Genomic DNA, 15,593 nt, shown 5'->3' on the forward strand with positions numbered 1-15,593 from the left:
AGGGCCGGGCCGCCAACATCCTTCGAGCCCTAGCGCACCTTGATGCCGATCCCGAATGTCAGGTAGACATCGTTCTGCATGATACCTTCGGTCCGATCGTCTCCGCCGTCATAAGGAGTGGTGACGTCGCTGCCTCTGAAATGGAAAGTTACCGGGTCCGCGTCCATCTCCACCTCGAAACCGAATTCCACCGAGGGCGCCAGTGACGGCGGGTTGGCGTAGACCCCCGCCATGAAGCCGCACACGGTGTGCATGTCCGGGCGGTCTCGGAACGGCGAGCAGTCGGGGTCGCTGAACTCGTAACTGCGCAGCCCCAGCCCGACGAAGAAGGCCGCGCGGGCGCGATCTCCGGCATCGCCCTGCTTGAAGCCGGCCTGTCCGTGCAGGGACGTCACCCTGGCGTCCACCACCAGAGGGTCGCAGATGTGGCCGCTCGCCAGCGTGCATAGGCCGATGAGGGCTTCGGCCCGAGCGCCGTGAGTGGTGCGGGCCATGAGCCGGAACCAGGTGTCTCCTGAGGGCATCGTGGCCTGGAAACCGTAACCGCTGGCCGCCGACGGCTGGATACTGGCCGCAGCCTGGATGGAAAGGAAGTTGCCGACCGATCCGACGACCTGGCCGAGGTCGCGCACGCCGAGGAGGGCTCCTCCCTCCGCGAATCCATGAAAGCCCCAGGACTGGGCCCGGACCGAGCCGGGAAGGGAGAGAAAGCCCAGGGCGAAAGTGACCGCGAGCAAGCTGCCGCGTGAGCGGACTCCGCGGAGTCCGAGGATAGAATTGACGGTCATGAGGACACTCTCTCGTTCTCTGGGAGGTGGATCGCCGGTCAAGATACGCCTATCGGGGTACACCCGGCGTTACTCTTTGTGCGTCAATCGGCAGTCTCGGCACCATACCCGATACGGAGCAAACTCGACAATGTGTCCCACCAAGCAAGGCCCTACCGACGACTTACCGGTCGTTTCGGTCCGTCCCACCCTTCTTAGAGGCGCTTTCCGCCCTCTCTTCCTAGCCGCGTTCCTGACATCGCTCACCCCCGGTGGAAGCCTGGGACAGGAGGCGGCCGCCGGGAGCGTTTCCGACGCCGTCGTCAACTCCTCGGACCCGGAACTGGCCGCCAGGGCATCGGCCATCCTCGCGGACGTCGAGGCCTGGAGCGGGCTCGAGGCGATCTCACCGGTGAGGGTCGAGACCAGATCACGAAGGCAGCTCACCGATTACCTTCTGAGCAAGCTCGATACCGACATGCCTCCGGAGCGAGCGGCGGCGGTCGCCGAAGCGTACCGATTGTTCGGACTTGTCCCCGCCGATTTCGACCTGCGCTCCACGCTCCTGGCCGTCTACCGGGAACAAGTGGCCGGTTTCTACGAACCCGACTCCGCCGCCCTCTTCCTGATCGCCGACCAGGAAGAGCCGATGATGAAACAGGTTCTCGTCCACGAACTGGTGCACGCGCTGCAAGACCAGCGGATCGACCTGGCCGCGCTCATCGACTCGGAAGAGACCGGAACGGATCGGGCCGCGGCCGCGCACGCGGCGATCGAGGGACACGCGATGGTGGTCACCGTTATCTCGGGCGCGCCCGCCATGGCGTCGAACCTCGGCATGATCGAGACCGTCTTCGGCAGGATGCGTTCGTCGATGGAGGCGATGGTTGTCTCGACCTCGCCCGAACTGGCTCGGGCGCCCCGGGTCGTCCGCGAACCTCTGGTTTCGAGTTATGTCGACGGAGGGATCCATGTGCTGCGGATGTGGCGGGAGTTCGGAAGGGACGTGGAATTCGACCGGCTGATTCCGGCCTCCACCGATCAACTTCTCGGAGCGCCGCTCTCGGATCGGCCGGTGGAGCTCGAGCTCGAAATCGACGGCGGCGAAACCCTGTACGAAAGCCAACTTGGACGAAGGGAGCTCGCAATCCTCATCGATGAACTCTTGGGCGAGGGATGGGACGGACTCGCCGCGGGTTGGGGAGGCGACCGTTTCGCGCTGGTGGACGGGAAGGGGGGACGAGGCCTGGTCTGGTTCCTGGTCGCGGACACCCCCGACGACCGGGACGCAATCTTCGAAGCGATCGGCGACGGAGCGTCCGAACTGGGCGGTCCGGCCGAAGTTACCGTCCGGGAGATCGACGGACATCCGGGGCTGGAGCTTCGCATCGGCGAGTTCGGCGGGATCGAAGTCGGGGCCTCGGTGCGGAAAAACGAGGAAGGTGAGGGCGGCGCGGCGGGGGCAGGGTCGGCGCGATGAGCGACCGCAGGCGGGAGTCGGGCGGGTCGGAAGCCGTCCTGCCGGCCCGGGAGATACGGGTCTCGTCGCGCTTCGGATCCTACCCGGTGATCGTCTCGGCCGACAGCCTCTCCGATCTTCCCGCCGCGCTGATCGAGCGTGCGCCTGCCCATCGCTACGCGGTAATCTCAGACTCCAACGTGGCCCGGCTCCATGCCGATAAGATCGCGGGTCTGCTCGAGGGCTCCGGCCTCGTCGCTAAGCTGTTCACCTTCCCGGCAGGAGAGGCGCACAAGAACCGAGAGACCTGGGCGTCCCTGACCGATGCCATGCTGGAGGCGGGGATGGGGCGCGACACCTGCGTGGTCGGCGTCGGCGGTGGCGTGACCGGCGATCTCGCCGGCTTCGTCGCGGCGACTTTCATGCGCGGGATCTCCCTCGTTCAGATTCCGACGAGCTACCTCGCCATGGTCGACGCGTCGGTGGGCGGGAAGGTGGGCGTCGATGCGCCCTGGGGGAAGAACCTGATCGGCGCGTTCCACTCGCCGCGACTTGTGTGGTCCGATCCGGCGCTCCTTGCCACGCTCCCTTCGGAAGAACGCGCCCACGGCCTTGTGGAGGCGGTCAAGCACGGAGCCGTCCTCTCACCGTCTCACCTGGGTGCGATTCGCGGGCTCGCCGCCCCGCTCCTCGAATGCGAGCCCTCGGCCGCCGCCGCCGTCGTGGCGGATTCGGTCGCCATCAAGGCGGACGTGGTCGGACGCGACGAGCTGGAAGGGAGTTACCGCGAGATCCTGAATTTCGGCCACACCATCGCGCATGCCGTCGAGGCCGCGACCGACTATCGGGTCAGCCACGGTCGGGCCGTGGCGTGGGGCATGATGGTGGAGTCAGTGCTCGGCGAGCGCTTGGGCGTCACGGAGCCGGGAACGGCGGACCGGATCCGGACGAGCGTGGTTGAGCTGGGCGTCGATCCGGCTGTCGGCGGGGAGGTCGACTCCGACGAGATCGTGCGACGGCTGGACGCCGACAAGAAGGCGAGGAAGGGCAGCGCCCGTTTCGTTTTCCTTCGACGGATCGGCGAAGTGGCCCGCGTCGAGGACGGTCGGTGGAGTCGGACCGTGCCGGAAGAGGAGGTGCGGAGGGCGCTCGAGGCCGTCGCCGGTCCGATCGGGTGAGGTCGCGGATTCCTTGTTCCTATTCCCTTTCCCTTCCCCCGGACGGCGAACGATGTCCCATCGAGCCATTCGAATGTCCCATACCGACCGCGAGTCGTCGGTACGCGCGGCCGACGACCGGTACCCGTGGTCCGCGGCCTGACGCCCGGCCCTTGCTCAAGAGCTCGTTACCCGTTATTTTTATTTTCGCCCGAGAGCTGAGAGGCCGACCGCACCCCCGGCGGCGCTCACCTCCCCGGCCAAAGGTGCCGCTCCGGCACCCCGTTCGGACTTCCCCTGCCCGCACGCGACCCAAGGCGGCCGCCTAGGGTGGGGAGGTCCCGCGGAACTCACATATCGCGAGAACCCAAGGGACGGAATGGTCCTGCCATACACAAGAGCACCTCATCAGAGCGTGCCCGGCTCCCCGTACGTGGAGTCTCCGCACGCAGCCCTCCTCATCGACTTCGACAACGTCACGCTGGGAATGCGCAGCGACCTGTCGAAGGACCTCAAAGCCCTTCTTGAGTCGGACATCATCAAGGGGAAGGTCAGCGTCCGGCGCGCCTACGCCGACTGGCGCAGGTACCCTCAGTACATCGTGCCTCTCTCCGAGGCCTCGGTAGATCTCATCTTCGCCCCGGCCTACGGGAGCAACAAGAAGAACGCCACCGACATCCGGATGGCGATCGACGGCATCGAGCTCGTCTTCGTGCGCCCCGAGATCGGCACGTACATCCTGCTGACCGGCGATTCCGATTTCTCCTCGCTGGTACTGAAGCTCAAGGAGTACGGCAAGTACGTCATCGGCGTGGGGATGCAGGAGTCGAGCTCCGACATCCTGGTACAGAACTGCGACGAGTACTACTCCTACACGAGTCTCACCGGACTTCAGAAGACCTCCGAGCTCCAGCGAGTGAAGCGAGATCCATGGAATCTCGTAACCGTCGCCCTCGACAAGATGGTGCAGCGCGGCGACGTCATGCGCTCCGACAGGCTGAAGCAGGTGATGCGCGAGATCGACCCCGGCTTCGACGAGAGCGATTTGGGCTTCGGGAAGTTCAGCAAGTTCCTGCTGGAGGCGCAGAAGCGCGGGGTGGTCGATCTGAGCAAGGTCGAAGCCGGTCAGTACGAGATCGCCCATTCCCGATCCGGCGGACACTCGGTGGGGCGGAGTTCCGCTGGTCCCAACGCCAACGCGGCCCGGCCGCCGAGCGGCTCGGGCGGGCGGCGAAGCCGGCCTTCGAGGCGGCGAACGCCTCAGGCTCAAGGCAAGCCGGCTGCTGCCCGTCCGGAGAAGGCCACGACTCGTCCCGCGACGGCGGCACGTCCCGACCCCGAACCGCCGACGAGGGCCGAGGAACCGAAGCAGACGGACAGGCCGGCGGAGTCAGATCGCTCATCGGACAGCGCCGGGCCCGCAGTCACTGGGGCAGCGTCGCGGGAGACCGGAACGGCCAAGCAGGCGACCGCATCCGCCACCGGATCCACCCGGCCGTCGAGATCGCGTCGGAAGCCGCCCCGCAAGCCTGAGCCCATGGCCGCCTCCGGGAGCGAGCGGGTGAAACCGTCCGACCAACCGGCCGAGCCCGAGCTCGTCGTCGATGAAATCGGACCGGAGCCGGATGCCGGGCCCGACCGCTCGCGCGGCCGGAACGGCGGAAAAGGCCTCAGGGGCGGTGGCACGCGCAGGCGCGGGGGGAACGCGTTGACCGACATTTTCGCCGCTTCCGCCGCCTCCGGTCGCGGTACGGGACCCGAAGAGAGGCCGGACGGCGGCAAGAGCCCGACTGTCGGGAAGAGGCCGACCGACGAACGGAAACCGACCGGCGGACGGCGGTCGACCGCGAAGAAGGGACCTACCGACCGGCCCGGACCTGCCGCTGGAAGGCGGACCCCGGCTGGAAGAAACGCCAAGGCCGCCGGGCGGACGCCGGCTGCGAAGACGGCGGCTTCCGGGCAGGACCCGACGAACGGCGAGAAGCCCAGCGGCGGGGCCGCCGCCGACTTCGACCCGAAGGCGCTCAGGCTTCCCACCGATCCGGCCGCTGTCCGCCGCTACCTCGCCAACCGCTACCGCGGCGTCGGCGAGAAGACGGCCGCGACCCTCATCGAGAACTTCGGGCCCGAACTCTTCCGCATACTGGCCGAGGAGCCCGGCAGGCTGAAAGGCGTGATCCCGCCTAAGCGAGCAGAGCAGTTGCTGACGGCCTGGAACAAGGATTACGACACTCGCCGAGCTGCCGGCTGAGCGGGTGCGTTCGGCGGTTCTCGAGGAGCCTTCCTTTTCCAAGGCATTTTTTCTCCGACCCGTACCTGAGGTCGCGCGCGATCTCCTGGGAGCCCTGCTGATCTCCGAGGTCGACACCGTCGTCAGCGGAACCGTCGTCGAGACCGAAGCTTACGGCGGCCCCGAAGATCCCGCCTCCCACGCGGCGGTTCACGCCGGGATCACCTCCCGGAACGCCTCCATGTTCGGGCCGCCGGGCCGCGTCTACGTCTACCGGAGCTACGGCCTGCACTGGTGCCTCAACGTCGTGACCGGTGGAGTGGGCGAACCGGGCGCCGTCCTCATCCGCGGAATCGAGCCAGTGTCTGGAGCGGAGACCATGGCGGAGCGTCGCCGGGGCCGTGCTCCCCTCGCCGCCGGACCCGGCCGCCTCACCCAGGCGCTGGGGGTCACGGGCGAGCTCGACGGACACGACCTCTCCCGGCCGCCGTTGCGCCTGATCCCGGGTATGGACGTGGACGAAAGGTCGGTCGGACGTTCCGGCCGTATCGGCCTCAGCCGGGCGACGGACCGGCAGTATCGCTTCTACCTCAGGGGCTCCACCGGAGTTACACCATGACCGATCCGAACTGGACTTCGCTCCTGCCTCCGCTGCTCGCCATCGGACTGGCGATCTGGACTCGGCAGGTCTACGTCTCCCTGGCGGCCGGTCTCTGGCTCGGCTTCACCATGCTCTCGGGTTGGAATCCGCTTTCGGGGCTCTCGGGCGCCGTCGACGGCGCCGTCGCGGTCTTCGGCGACAGCGGAAACGCCAGCGTCATCATGTTCACCCTTGTGATGGGGGCGCTCATCGCGACGGTCGAGGCGTCGGGAGGGGTAAAGGGCTTCGTAGGCTTCCTGGAGAGGCGGCGCTGGGTCAACAACGCCAGACGCTCGCACTTTCTCGCCTGGATCACCGGTTGCGTCATTTTCATCGAGTCGAACATCACCGTGCTCGTCGCCGGATCCATCGCTCGCCCGCTCTTCGATCGTTACCGGAGCTCCCGCGAGAAGCTCGCCTACATCATCGACTCGACCTCAGCTCCGGTCTGCATCCTGGTTCCGGCGAACGCCTGGTTCGCCTACGTCGTCTCGCAACTCGACGGCCTCGGCGTCGAAAACCCCTTCGCAGTTTTCCTCGACACCATCCTCATCAACTTCTACGCCATTGTTGCGATCATTTTCGTGCTGGCGGTCGTCTGGTTCGGGATAGACATCGGTCCCATGAGGCGCGCCGAGGAACGTGCGGCCGCTGGAAGGCAGCTCTGGCCAGGCAGCACGCCCATGGTGGACGAGGAGATCCTCTCGCCCGCCGCGAACGACCGAATACCGCCGCGAGCCGTCAACATGGTTCTGCCCATCCTGACCATGGTGGGCATGATGCCTGTCGGTCTCCTCATAACCGGCGACGGCCGCATGACCGAAGGGTCGGGCAGCACCAGCGTGCTCTGGGCGTCGCTGGCGGGGCTCGTCGTCGCTTGGGCGCTGATGCTGGTCCAACGGGGCTTCGATCTCCAGGGCCTCGTCAAGGTGGCGCTCAAGGGCGCGGGCGGGCTCGTTCCTCTGGCCCTCATCCTGCTGTTGGCGCTCGCGCTGGGAGCCGTCGTGAAAGAGCTGGGGACTGGCGTCTACGTCGCTCAGGTCACGGCTGGGACGATGCCCAACTTCGTCTACCTCCCGCTCGTCTTCATCGTCGCCGGCGGGATCGCGTTCTCGACCGGCACGAGCTGGGGAACCTTCGCGATCATGCTTCCCATCGCGGTACCTGCGGCGGCCGCGCTCGATCTTCCTCTTGCGCCTTTCGTAGCCGCGTCGCTCTCCGGCGGGATCTTCGGCGACCACTGCTCACCCATCAGCGACACCACCATCATCTCATCAATGGCTTCCGCGACGGATCACATCGATCACGTCCGCACCCAGCTTCCCTACGCGCTCGCCGGCGGGACTGCGGCCGCAGCTCTCTTCGCCGCTCTGGGGGCGACCTTGTGAGCGAGCTCGACATCGCCGTATGCGTCAAGCGCGTACCGGCCACGGACACCCGGATTCGTATTGCCGGCTCAGGTGCCGGCATAGAGACCGCCGGCGTGAAGTACATTCTGAGCCCCTACGACGAGTTCGCCATCGAAGGGGCTTTGCGCCTCCGGGACGCGGCCGGGGGTGGCAGGGTATCGCTGGTCTCCTTCGGCGCGGCAGCGGCGCAGGAGCAGTTGCGTACGGGACTGGCAATGGGCGCCGACTCCGCGACCCTGCTTGCCGGCGATTCCGATGTCGACGCGCTGGCGACTGCCCGCGTCCTCGCCGGTTGGTTCTCGTCGCTGGAAGAGCAGGGCGGCGCTTCTGGACTGATTCTGCTGGGAGTCAAGGCGGCGGATTACGACCAGCAGCAGGTGGGCCCCATGCTGGGCGTGCTCCTGGATCGACCCTGCGTGACCGGCGTCGTCGAAGTCGAGCTTCGCGACGGTGCGGTAAGATGCGAGCGTGAGACCGAGACCGGGGTGGAGGTCGTCGAGGTCGAGCTTCCGGCGGTTCTGACCGTCACCAAGGGGGAGTACGAGCCGCGCTTCGTCTCTCTCCGCGGCATCATGGCAGCGCGGCGCAAGCCCCTCCTTACCGGTGAAGCCGAGAGCGCACCGTCCGGTGCCGTCGTCGAGCGTCTGATCGCGCCGCCCGCGCGACCGCCGGGGCGCGTGGTGGGGACCGGAAGCGAGGCGGTACCCGAACTGGTACGCCTGCTGAGGGAGGAGGCGCACGCCATATGAGCGGATCACATGTGGCGGCCTTCGCGGAGACTCGGGACGGTACGCTGACCGGAGCGGCAGGGGAGGTAGCTTCAACCGCCGTCAGGCTGGCAGGGGAGCTCGACCGCGAAGCACGGGCGTCGGTTCTGGCCCCGGAGGGCCCCGGAGGGCTGGAGACCTTGGGAGAGTACGGCGTCGCCGAGGTGCTGCACGGCAGCCACGACGCATTTGCGAGCTACAACCCCGAGCAGTGGACCGCCGGATTCGTCGAACTGCTGAGGTTGGACGAACCATCGGTGGTGCTGCTCCCGGCTACCGCCCTGGGCAAGGACTTGGCCCCGAGGGTGGCGGCTACCTTGGGCGTGCCGCTGATCGGCGACGTGACCCGGATCGAAGTCCGGAACGGCGCCTTGATTGCCACCAGACCGGTGTTCGCTGGCAAAGCCTTGGCCGAAGTGCGGATCGACGCACGTCCGGCCGTGATCACCCTTCGCCCGAACGTCTTCAGCGCGGAAAGGACGGGCGCCGGCCCGGCGAAGGTGATCGTGGTGACGCCCTCTCTTTCGCAGCCGAGGATGCGCACGATCGAGAGACGGGCGGGCGGGGGTGAACTCGATGTTACCGAGGCGTCCACGGTCGTGTCGGGCGGGCGCGGGATGAAGGGGCCTGAGCACTGGCACCTGCTGGAGGCTCTGCGGGACGCCCTCGGCGGCGCGGCGACGCTGGGGGCGTCGAGGGCCGTGGTGGACGCCGGCTGGCGTCCTCACACCGAACAGGTGGGACAGACCGGCAAGACCGTTTCCCCGAAACTGTACATCGCCGTAGGTATTTCCGGGGCGATCCAGCATCTTGCCGGGATGCGCTCGGCCTCCACCATCGTCGCCGTCAATCGCGACCCCGACGCACCAATCTTCAAGGTCGCCGACTACGGGATTGTGGGAGACGCATTCGAAGTGCTTCCGGCGCTCTCCCGGGCTATCGCCGAGCTGAAGGCGGGCGACTAGCGGGTCCCCCGGCTCCAGCGCCGGTTTTCGATCAGACGGGAGCCGGCGCCGCCCTGCCCAGCGCGCCCTTCAGCCTGCGTCGCATCTCGCCTTCGGACATGGTTAGGATGGTGCGTTCGGCGGAGTCCACGCTGTTCCAGCGGACGTCGGTGAGCCGGGCGGCTTCGTCCTCGCGGTGGAAGGCGAGGCAGTAACGACCCTTGTAGTCGGGTCCGTCCCGCCGGAGGACGCCGATCGACCAGTCGCGCCCTTCCTCGTCTCTGAAGCTGGTGATGTTCTTATGCACGATCGTTGGTTCCTGAAGTGGGGTTTCCAAACGCGGGAACCATCTGGTCCCGGTGCAGGATCTCCGGAAATTCGTAGTAGATGACCCCTTCGGTACTCACCTCCGAAACGATCCTCACCCCGTCTTCCATCGCGTTGAGCGTGGTTTCGGCGGCTTTGAAGGAAATGCTGAGCTGGGATGCGACATCGGTCACGGTGAGCCGACCGCCGGTCGCACGGGCCAGATGGAGGATGGCGGAAACGACCCGCTGCCGGATGGTCTCGCGTCGGTTGCGCAGGCTTGTGTGGCCCCACCAGAAGAGTCCCGCTCCGGCCAGCAACCAGAACACGCCGCCTCCCGTTAGAAACCCCGCCGCCAACGAGACGGCGTTGAAGGCCATTATGATTCCACCCAGGATGCGGCGCTTGAGCCCCTTGGAGGGAAGGCCTCGGAACTCCCTGCCCACCGTCCGGTCCACCGTCACCGCCCAGTCGGTCTTCTTTTCGGTTCGAGTGATTGCGGTCTTAGACATGGGATTGGCTCATGGGCGGTCGATGTCGAGATCCAGCCTCGCAGGCTCCGGCTCCAGGCCGGGTACGGGAGTCAGATCGGCTCCGTGGACGATCTCCGAGAACTCGTAATATACGATACCGGCCGGACTGATCCGCGAATGGACTCTAATGCCGTCCTCCATGGTCGCGAGCAGGGCTTCGGCCTCCGCGACCGAGCAATTGAGTTGGGCCGCCATGTCGGTCACCGTGACCTTGCCGCCGACGAGACGGGCGAGCCGGAGTATCTTGGATTCCGTCCTGTTGCGCACGGCGCGCTTGCGAGCCTCCAGCCTGTTCTTGCCCCACTGGTAGAGCCCCATGCCGCCGGTCCCGGAGAGCAGGGCGAACACCAGACCGGGGGGTTCCTGTTCCATGAAGGCCGCGAATATGAGGAGAGGCGTCATCGCCATCATCGAGCCCCCGACCACGCGCCGCACCAGACCGGTGGAAGGCAGGTCGCGTCCGTCCATTCCCGCTGCGAGGACCGGGGCGCCCGCCTTGGCGACGGTTCCGCATTGGGAGCAGATGACGTGGGTTCTCCGCAGTCCCCGGTAGACGAGGCCGCCGAGTCCGAAGGTGAAGAAAGATGCGGCAATCAGCCCGCCCAAGCGCCGGGGATCGCGGAAATAAGGCCGAAACTCCCGCAGTCCGCAGTTCCTGCAGACGCTGCCCCGACCCGGAACGAAATGCACGTCCGGCGCTGCGTGCTCGACGAGATCCGGGGGCGGAGGTTCGGCGGCGCGGTCGTCTTCACTAAAACCGTCGTCGGGCTGCGCGCGGACGAAACTCCCGCACATCGGACATCGGTCGTGGTCGGGTTCGACCGAGGCATGGCAGGTGTGGCATCGCATAGGTGCAAATACGATCAGGGGTCGCTTGCGGTTCCTATGCGCGTCCCGGAAACGATCTGAGGGTGTCGGGTTACAGGCGAAGCAGTCGATCCATCCCACCGTTCGCTAACACCCTCAATAAGGATCTGCATGTCGGATCTCCCAACGGCACACACGCTCCAGGCGGCCCGGCTCGCTCCTCTCTTCGGTTTCTTCGTTCTGCTGACCGGAGCGGCTCCGGCCCTTGCGGCCCAGACCATCCCGTCCCCGTACACCTTCCTCGAGCGCAGACAGGAATCGGGACCGTTCGCCGGGTACATGTGGGCGAACTCGGGACGCTTCGGATACGGCCCGAAGGGCGGCGTCCACGCGGGAGGCCGCTGGGGCTTCGAGCTGGGCGGCCCGGCGTCGCTCGAAGGTGTGGCCGGACTCCTGATGGGCGAGCGCGACGTGATCGACCCCGGCCGCGACGAGGGTGACCGCGTCATCGGACAGGCGCCCGTGCTCATTTCCACCGTCGACGCCCGACTGAAGTTCTCCCTCGTCGGACGGCGGCACTGGCGCGGACTCAGTCCGTTCCTGGTTTTCGGCGGAGGTGCGGCGATCGATCTGGCGGGCGCGGCCGCGATCGACGAGAGCCTGCTCGCAGCCGACCGTTTCGATTTCGGCACGGGATTTTTCGGCACGGTGGGAGCCGGCACCCGCGTATTTCTAACCGAGAGCGTCGCTTTCAGGATCGACGGCGTCCTTTCCCTGTGGAAGCTCGACACGCCGCCCGGCTTCAGCGATCCCGAGAGGGGGTTCGAGGCGGTCGAGGAGGACGAGTGGAGCGAAGGGGTCACGCTCTCCCTGTCGTTCATGTATCGCTGGTGAAGGCCGACTGGCTCTCGTTCGACGAGGCCCTGGAGCGAGTTCTGAACGGAGCTTCGGTCCTTGAGACGGTCGAAAGCGGGATCGACTCCGCACTGGGAAGGGTTCTCGCGGAGCCGTTAAGCGCACGTGCGACCATCCCCGCTTCCGCAAACTCGGCGATGGACGGCTACGCCGCTCGGTCCGATAGCGTGCTCGGCGCGACCCCTGAGAACCCGGCGCGGCTGGAGGTGAAGGGTCGGATCGCAGCCGGGATGAGCGCGGCCGGCGTGCGGGTGGGAGCGGGCGAGGCCGTGGCGATCATGACTGGAGCTCCCGTGCCCGAAGGCGCGGACTCGGTGATCCGGGTCGAACACACCTCCGGGTGGAGGCAGGAAGGGGAAGTGGTGTCGGTGACCGCCGGGAGCGACGCCGGACGCAACATTCGGCTCGCCGGAGGAGACGCCCGCGCCGGAGAGACGGTCCTGTCGGCGGGAACGGTCGTGACGCCGGGGGCCGTCGCGGTCGCGACCGCATTCGGGCACGACTCCTTGAAGGTCGTGCGCGCTCCGCATGTGCGGGTCCTGGTGACAGGCGACGAACTCGCTCCGAACGAGCGTTACCGGGAGGTTATCGAGGGTATCGCGGTTCCCGATTCCAACGGTCCCATGCTGGTCGCACAGGCTCGAAGCTCGGGTGCCGCGGCGGAGGGACACGCTCTGGTCGGCGACGACCCGGACGAACTCCGACGGGTGATCGACGCGGCGCGCTGCGCGGACGCGCTGGTCGTCTCCGGGGGAGCCTCCATGGGGGACCGCGATCTGGTGAAGGGCGTCCTCGGCGAATTCGGCTTCGAGCTCGACTTCTGGCGGGTGCGGATGCGCCCGGGAAGCCCGGTGGGATTCGGCTTCCTCGACGATCTTCCGGTCTTTTCGCTACCCGGCAACCCGGCTTCGGCCTTCGTGACCTTCGAGACCCTCGTGCGTCCCTTTATTCGAGGGCTCGCCGGGTTCGACCCTCCCGTGCCTTTCAGAATAAGAGCGGTGGCCGGCGAGGAGCTCGGCTCTACTGCGCGGATGACCGTTTTCCAGCGTGTGCGTCTGAACGGGGAGGAGCCGGTCGCGACGCTGTCGGGCCGGCAGGGATCCGGGCTGGTGCGCTCCCTGGGATCGGCAGACGGACTCGCGGTCTTGCCCGAGGGCGTGAAGGAGGTGCCGTGTGGCGAGCGGGTCGAGGTGATCGCGACCGGATGCGGCATGTACGGTCTGTGACGGGTCGCCGTGGCGCAGCTGTCCGCCTCGTTCTGGCCGCCGGCACGGTCTCCATGCTCTCCTGCGCTCTCCCGCGCTGGCCCGTCGACGCGCCGCTGTCGTCGCCTTTCGCGGCGCGAGTTCTTGGCGGAACCGCCGACGTCCACCGCGGAGTCGATCTTCTCGTTCCCGCAGGCACGGAGGTCCGAGCCATGTACCGGGGGCGGGTGAAGCTCGCCGGTTCTCTCCAAGGTTACGGACTGGCGGTCATGCTCGATCACGGCGATGGCCTCGAGAGCCTTTACGCCCACCTGTCGGAGATCCGCGTGCAAACGGGCGAGTCGATCCGCGACGGAGCGGTGATCGGGCTGAGCGGCAGCTCCGGCAATGCGGACGGAGCGCACCTTCACTTCGAGGTTTGGATGGGAGGCCGACCGGTGGACCCGGTTCGCTTCTTCGGGGGGCCGCCCGGCGAAAGTCGGTGACCTCGTTCCCGAGCCGGCGCCCACCCGTGCCCAGTTGTTCGACTGCTCCCGAACGGCTTGGAGGAATTCGGCCTGCGCATCATGTCGGATCGCGACAGAGTCGCGCCCGACCGAGGAGGTGCTACAACTGGTAGTTGGGCGCTTCCCGGGTGATGGTCACGTCGTGCGGATGCGACTCGCGCAAGCCGCCCGAGGTGACGCGCACGAAGCTTGCCCGCTCGTGCAGCGCGGTTATCGTCTCAGCGCCGCAGTAGCCCATCCCGCTGCGCAACCCGCCGATGAGCTGGAAGATGGTGTCCGACACCGGACCCTTGTAGGGCACCCGCGCCTCGATACCCTCGGGAACCAGCTTGCTTTCGGCGGTATCCTGGAAGTAGCGGTCCGCAGAGCCTTCCTGCATCGCCGAGAGCGATCCCATGCCCCGCACGGTCTTGAACCGGCGTCCCTCCAGGAGGAAGCTCTCGCCCGGGGATTCGTCGGTTCCCGCCAGCATCGAACCGAGCATGACCGAACCGGCTCCGCCGGCCAGGGCTTTCACGAGATCGCCGGAGTAGCGGACTCCGCCGTCGGCGACGACAGGGGCTCCACCCGCCCCCTCGACGGCGTCCATGATCGCGGTGAGCTGCGGCAGCCCGACTCCGGTGACCACCCGGGTCGTGCAGATGGAGCCGGGGCCGACGCCCACCTTGACTCCGTCCACGCCCGCGTCCACGAGCGCCCGCGCTCCTCCGACGGTACCGACGTTGCCGGCGAGAAGCTGGGTGTTGGGGAAAGCCTTGCGCACCTTGGCCACTGCGTTCAGCACGCCCTGGGAATGGCCGTGGGCGGTATCGATCACCAGCAGATCGACCTTGGCGTCGACCAGCCCTTCGGCTCGTTCGATCTCACCGCCGGACGTGCCGATCGCCGCAGCGACCCGTAACCTGCCGTGGGCGTCCTTGCAGGCGTTCGGGTACCTGAGCCGTTTGAAGATGTCCTTGACGGTGATCAGCCCTCTCAGCCGACCCTCCGCATCCACAACGGGCAGCTTCTCGATCCGATGGCGGTGGAGCACCTTCTGGGCTTCGTCGAGAGTGGTGCCCACCGGGGCGGTGACCAGACCGCTCGAGGTCATGACCCGGCCTACCCGCTGCGAGATGTCCGACTCGAATTGGAGGTCGCGATTGGTGACGATGCCGAGCAGCCGCCGGTCTTCGTCCACGATGGGCACGCCGGATATCGAGAAGCGAGCCATGAGCTCGTGCGCGTTTTCCAGAGTGGCCTCGGGGCCGAGCGTGATCGGGTCGAGAATCATGCCGCTCTCGGAGCGCTTGACTCTGTCCACCTGCCGGGCCTGTTCGCCCGGTGGGAGGTTCCGATGTATGACCCCCATTCCTCCCTCGCGCGCCATCTGGATCGCCATGGCTGACTCGGTGACGGTGTCCATGGCCGCCGAGACGATCGGGATGTTGAGCGAGATGCCGGAAGTGAGCCGGGTGGAGACGTCGGTGTCGCCGGGATGGACGAGCGAGTGCGCCGGCGTGAGTAGAACGTCGTCGAAGGTGAGCGCTTCCCGGATGGGCGCTCTCCGGCCGGTCGTCACGTTTCGGATTCGGCGTTGCGATCGGCGGTCGACCCGCCCCCTTCCTTGCGGGTGGGCGAACTCGGGTCGTCACGTTCGTCGACCACCTGTCCGATGTCGGAGAGGACGCGCTTGCCGGCCTCGGATACCCCGGAGAGCACGCGGTCGGCCGCAGAAATGAACTGGAAGGCCTCGCGCAGAGCGCCCGGACTCACCGATCTCTTGCGGAGCCGGTCCTCGATGCCTTCGGCGATCTGCTGGAGCCGGCTCGCGGGGGGAGCTTCGTCGTTCCCGTACTTACCTTCCAGAAACTCGATGTAGTCGAGAACCTGGTATATCCTCTCCTCGGGGAGCGCGTCGATGGCGCGCATCAACCGCCGCCGCAGGATGTCGTGGGTCATGGCGAAA

At 67.0% G+C, this 15,593-nt stretch carries 16 protein-coding genes; 10 read left to right on the forward strand and 6 right to left on the reverse strand.

Going from position 1 to position 15,593, the window contains the following annotated elements:
• Positions 1–29: 29 nt before the first annotated feature.
• Positions 30–788, reverse strand: a complete 759-nt coding sequence (locus J4G12_04355) for a hypothetical protein (GenBank protein MCE2455037.1) — start codon at positions 786–788, stop codon at positions 30–32.
• Between the two features lie 130 nt (positions 789–918).
• Here J4G12_04355 and J4G12_04360 point away from each other — a divergent pair, with 130 nt between their 5' ends.
• From J4G12_04360 to J4G12_04390, 7 genes are all read left to right on the forward strand, one after another.
• Positions 919–2,247, forward strand: a complete 1,329-nt coding sequence (locus J4G12_04360; GenBank protein MCE2455038.1) for a hypothetical protein — start codon at positions 919–921, stop codon at positions 2,245–2,247.
• Entirely contained in the window at positions 2,244–3,404 is a 1,161-nt protein-coding gene (aroB, locus tag J4G12_04365; GenBank protein MCE2455039.1) for a 3-dehydroquinate synthase, read from the forward strand. Before J4G12_04360 ends, aroB begins: the two co-directional genes overlap by 4 nt.
• Positions 3,405–3,798: 394 nt before the next feature.
• Entirely contained in the window at positions 3,799–5,634 is a 1,836-nt protein-coding gene (locus tag J4G12_04370; protein ID MCE2455040.1) for an NYN domain-containing protein, read from the forward strand.
• Positions 5,624–6,232: a DNA-3-methyladenine glycosylase gene (locus J4G12_04375; GenBank protein ID MCE2455041.1), complete on the forward strand. Its 609-nt coding sequence runs from the start codon at positions 5,624–5,626 to the stop codon at positions 6,230–6,232. Before J4G12_04370 ends, J4G12_04375 begins: the two co-directional genes overlap by 11 nt.
• Positions 6,229–7,641, forward strand: coding sequence for a C4-dicarboxylate ABC transporter (locus J4G12_04380; protein ID MCE2455042.1), 1,413 nt, complete (start codon positions 6,229–6,231; stop codon positions 7,639–7,641). The genes J4G12_04375 and J4G12_04380 overlap by 4 nt, the downstream gene beginning before the upstream one ends.
• Positions 7,638–8,411 carry an electron transfer flavoprotein subunit beta/FixA family protein gene (locus J4G12_04385; GenBank protein ID MCE2455043.1) on the forward strand — a complete coding sequence of 258 codons (774 nt, stop codon included), beginning with the start codon at positions 7,638–7,640 and terminating at the stop codon, positions 8,409–8,411. Before J4G12_04380 ends, J4G12_04385 begins: the two co-directional genes overlap by 4 nt.
• Complete coding sequence (locus J4G12_04390) at positions 8,408–9,394, forward strand: electron transfer flavoprotein subunit alpha/FixB family protein (protein MCE2455044.1); 987 nt, start codon at positions 8,408–8,410, stop codon at positions 9,392–9,394. Before J4G12_04385 ends, J4G12_04390 begins: the two co-directional genes overlap by 4 nt.
• Before the next feature lie 31 nt (positions 9,395–9,425).
• Here the strand turns inward: J4G12_04390 and J4G12_04395 are convergent, their stop codons facing one another.
• The 3 genes from J4G12_04395 to J4G12_04405 are packed head-to-tail and all read right to left on the reverse strand — an operon-like array spanning position 9,426 to position 11,007.
• Positions 9,426–9,680 carry a hypothetical protein gene (locus J4G12_04395; GenBank protein ID MCE2455045.1) on the reverse strand — a complete coding sequence of 85 codons (255 nt, stop codon included), beginning with the start codon at positions 9,678–9,680 and terminating at the stop codon, positions 9,426–9,428.
• Positions 9,673–10,191: a hypothetical protein gene (locus tag J4G12_04400; GenBank protein ID MCE2455046.1), complete on the reverse strand. Its 519-nt coding sequence runs from the start codon at positions 10,189–10,191 to the stop codon at positions 9,673–9,675. Before J4G12_04400 ends, J4G12_04395 begins: the two co-directional genes overlap by 8 nt.
• A 9-nt stretch (positions 10,192–10,200) precedes the next feature.
• Positions 10,201–11,007: a hypothetical protein gene (locus J4G12_04405; protein ID MCE2455047.1), complete on the reverse strand. Its 807-nt coding sequence runs from the start codon at positions 11,005–11,007 to the stop codon at positions 10,201–10,203.
• A gap of 183 nt (positions 11,008–11,190) precedes the next feature.
• Here J4G12_04405 and J4G12_04410 point away from each other — a divergent pair, with 183 nt between their 5' ends.
• Genes J4G12_04410 through J4G12_04420 form a run of 3 tightly spaced genes read left to right on the forward strand, consistent with a single transcriptional unit; the run spans position 11,191 to position 13,624 of the window.
• A complete protein-coding gene (locus J4G12_04410; protein MCE2455048.1) occupies positions 11,191–11,913 on the forward strand; it encodes a hypothetical protein in 723 nt (240 codons plus the stop codon).
• Positions 11,910–13,160 carry a molybdopterin molybdotransferase MoeA gene (locus tag J4G12_04415; GenBank protein ID MCE2455049.1) on the forward strand — a complete coding sequence of 417 codons (1,251 nt, stop codon included), beginning with the start codon at positions 11,910–11,912 and terminating at the stop codon, positions 13,158–13,160. Before J4G12_04410 ends, J4G12_04415 begins: the two co-directional genes overlap by 4 nt.
• Complete coding sequence (locus J4G12_04420) at positions 13,157–13,624, forward strand: M23 family metallopeptidase (protein ID MCE2455050.1); 468 nt, start codon at positions 13,157–13,159, stop codon at positions 13,622–13,624. The genes J4G12_04415 and J4G12_04420 overlap by 4 nt, the downstream gene beginning before the upstream one ends.
• A gap of 121 nt (positions 13,625–13,745) precedes the next feature.
• On the opposite strand, the gene guaB is transcribed toward J4G12_04420, so the two are convergent.
• Both guaB and J4G12_04430 read right to left on the reverse strand, forming a co-directional pair.
• On the reverse strand, positions 13,746–15,182 hold the full coding sequence (guaB, locus tag J4G12_04425; protein MCE2455051.1) for an IMP dehydrogenase: 1,437 nt from the start codon (positions 15,180–15,182) through the stop codon (positions 13,746–13,748).
• Positions 15,183–15,202: 20 nt separating this feature from the next.
• On the reverse strand, positions 15,203–15,586 hold the full coding sequence (locus tag J4G12_04430) for a hypothetical protein (GenBank protein ID MCE2455052.1): 384 nt from the start codon (positions 15,584–15,586) through the stop codon (positions 15,203–15,205).
• Positions 15,587–15,593 lie beyond the last annotated feature (7 nt).

Source organism: Gemmatimonadota bacterium, assembly GCA_021295815.1.
Classification (GTDB): Bacteria; Gemmatimonadota; Gemmatimonadetes; order Longimicrobiales; family Gaopeijiaceae; genus JAGWBQ01.

Bases quoted from the DNA above. Each gene is read 5' to 3' on its own strand.
- J4G12_04355 (MCE2455037.1), bottom strand. From the start codon at position 788: ATGACCGTCAATTCTATCCTCGGACTCCGCGGAGTCCGCTCACGCGGC.
- J4G12_04360 (MCE2455038.1), top strand. From the start codon at position 919: ATGTGTCCCACCAAGCAAGGCCCTACCGACGACTTACCGGTCGTTTCG.
- aroB (MCE2455039.1), top strand. From the start codon at position 2,244: ATGAGCGACCGCAGGCGGGAGTCGGGCGGGTCGGAAGCCGTCCTGCCG.
- J4G12_04380 (MCE2455042.1), top strand. From the start codon at position 6,229: ATGACCGATCCGAACTGGACTTCGCTCCTGCCTCCGCTGCTCGCCATC.
- J4G12_04390 (MCE2455044.1), top strand. From the start codon at position 8,408: ATGAGCGGATCACATGTGGCGGCCTTCGCGGAGACTCGGGACGGTACG.
- J4G12_04400 (MCE2455046.1), bottom strand. From the start codon at position 10,191: ATGTCTAAGACCGCAATCACTCGAACCGAAAAGAAGACCGACTGGGCG.
- J4G12_04405 (MCE2455047.1), bottom strand. From the start codon at position 11,007: ATGTGCGGGAGTTTCGTCCGCGCGCAGCCCGACGACGGTTTTAGTGAA.
- J4G12_04410 (MCE2455048.1), top strand. From the start codon at position 11,191: ATGTCGGATCTCCCAACGGCACACACGCTCCAGGCGGCCCGGCTCGCT.
- J4G12_04430 (MCE2455052.1), bottom strand. From the start codon at position 15,586: ATGACCCACGACATCCTGCGGCGGCGGTTGATGCGCGCCATCGACGCG.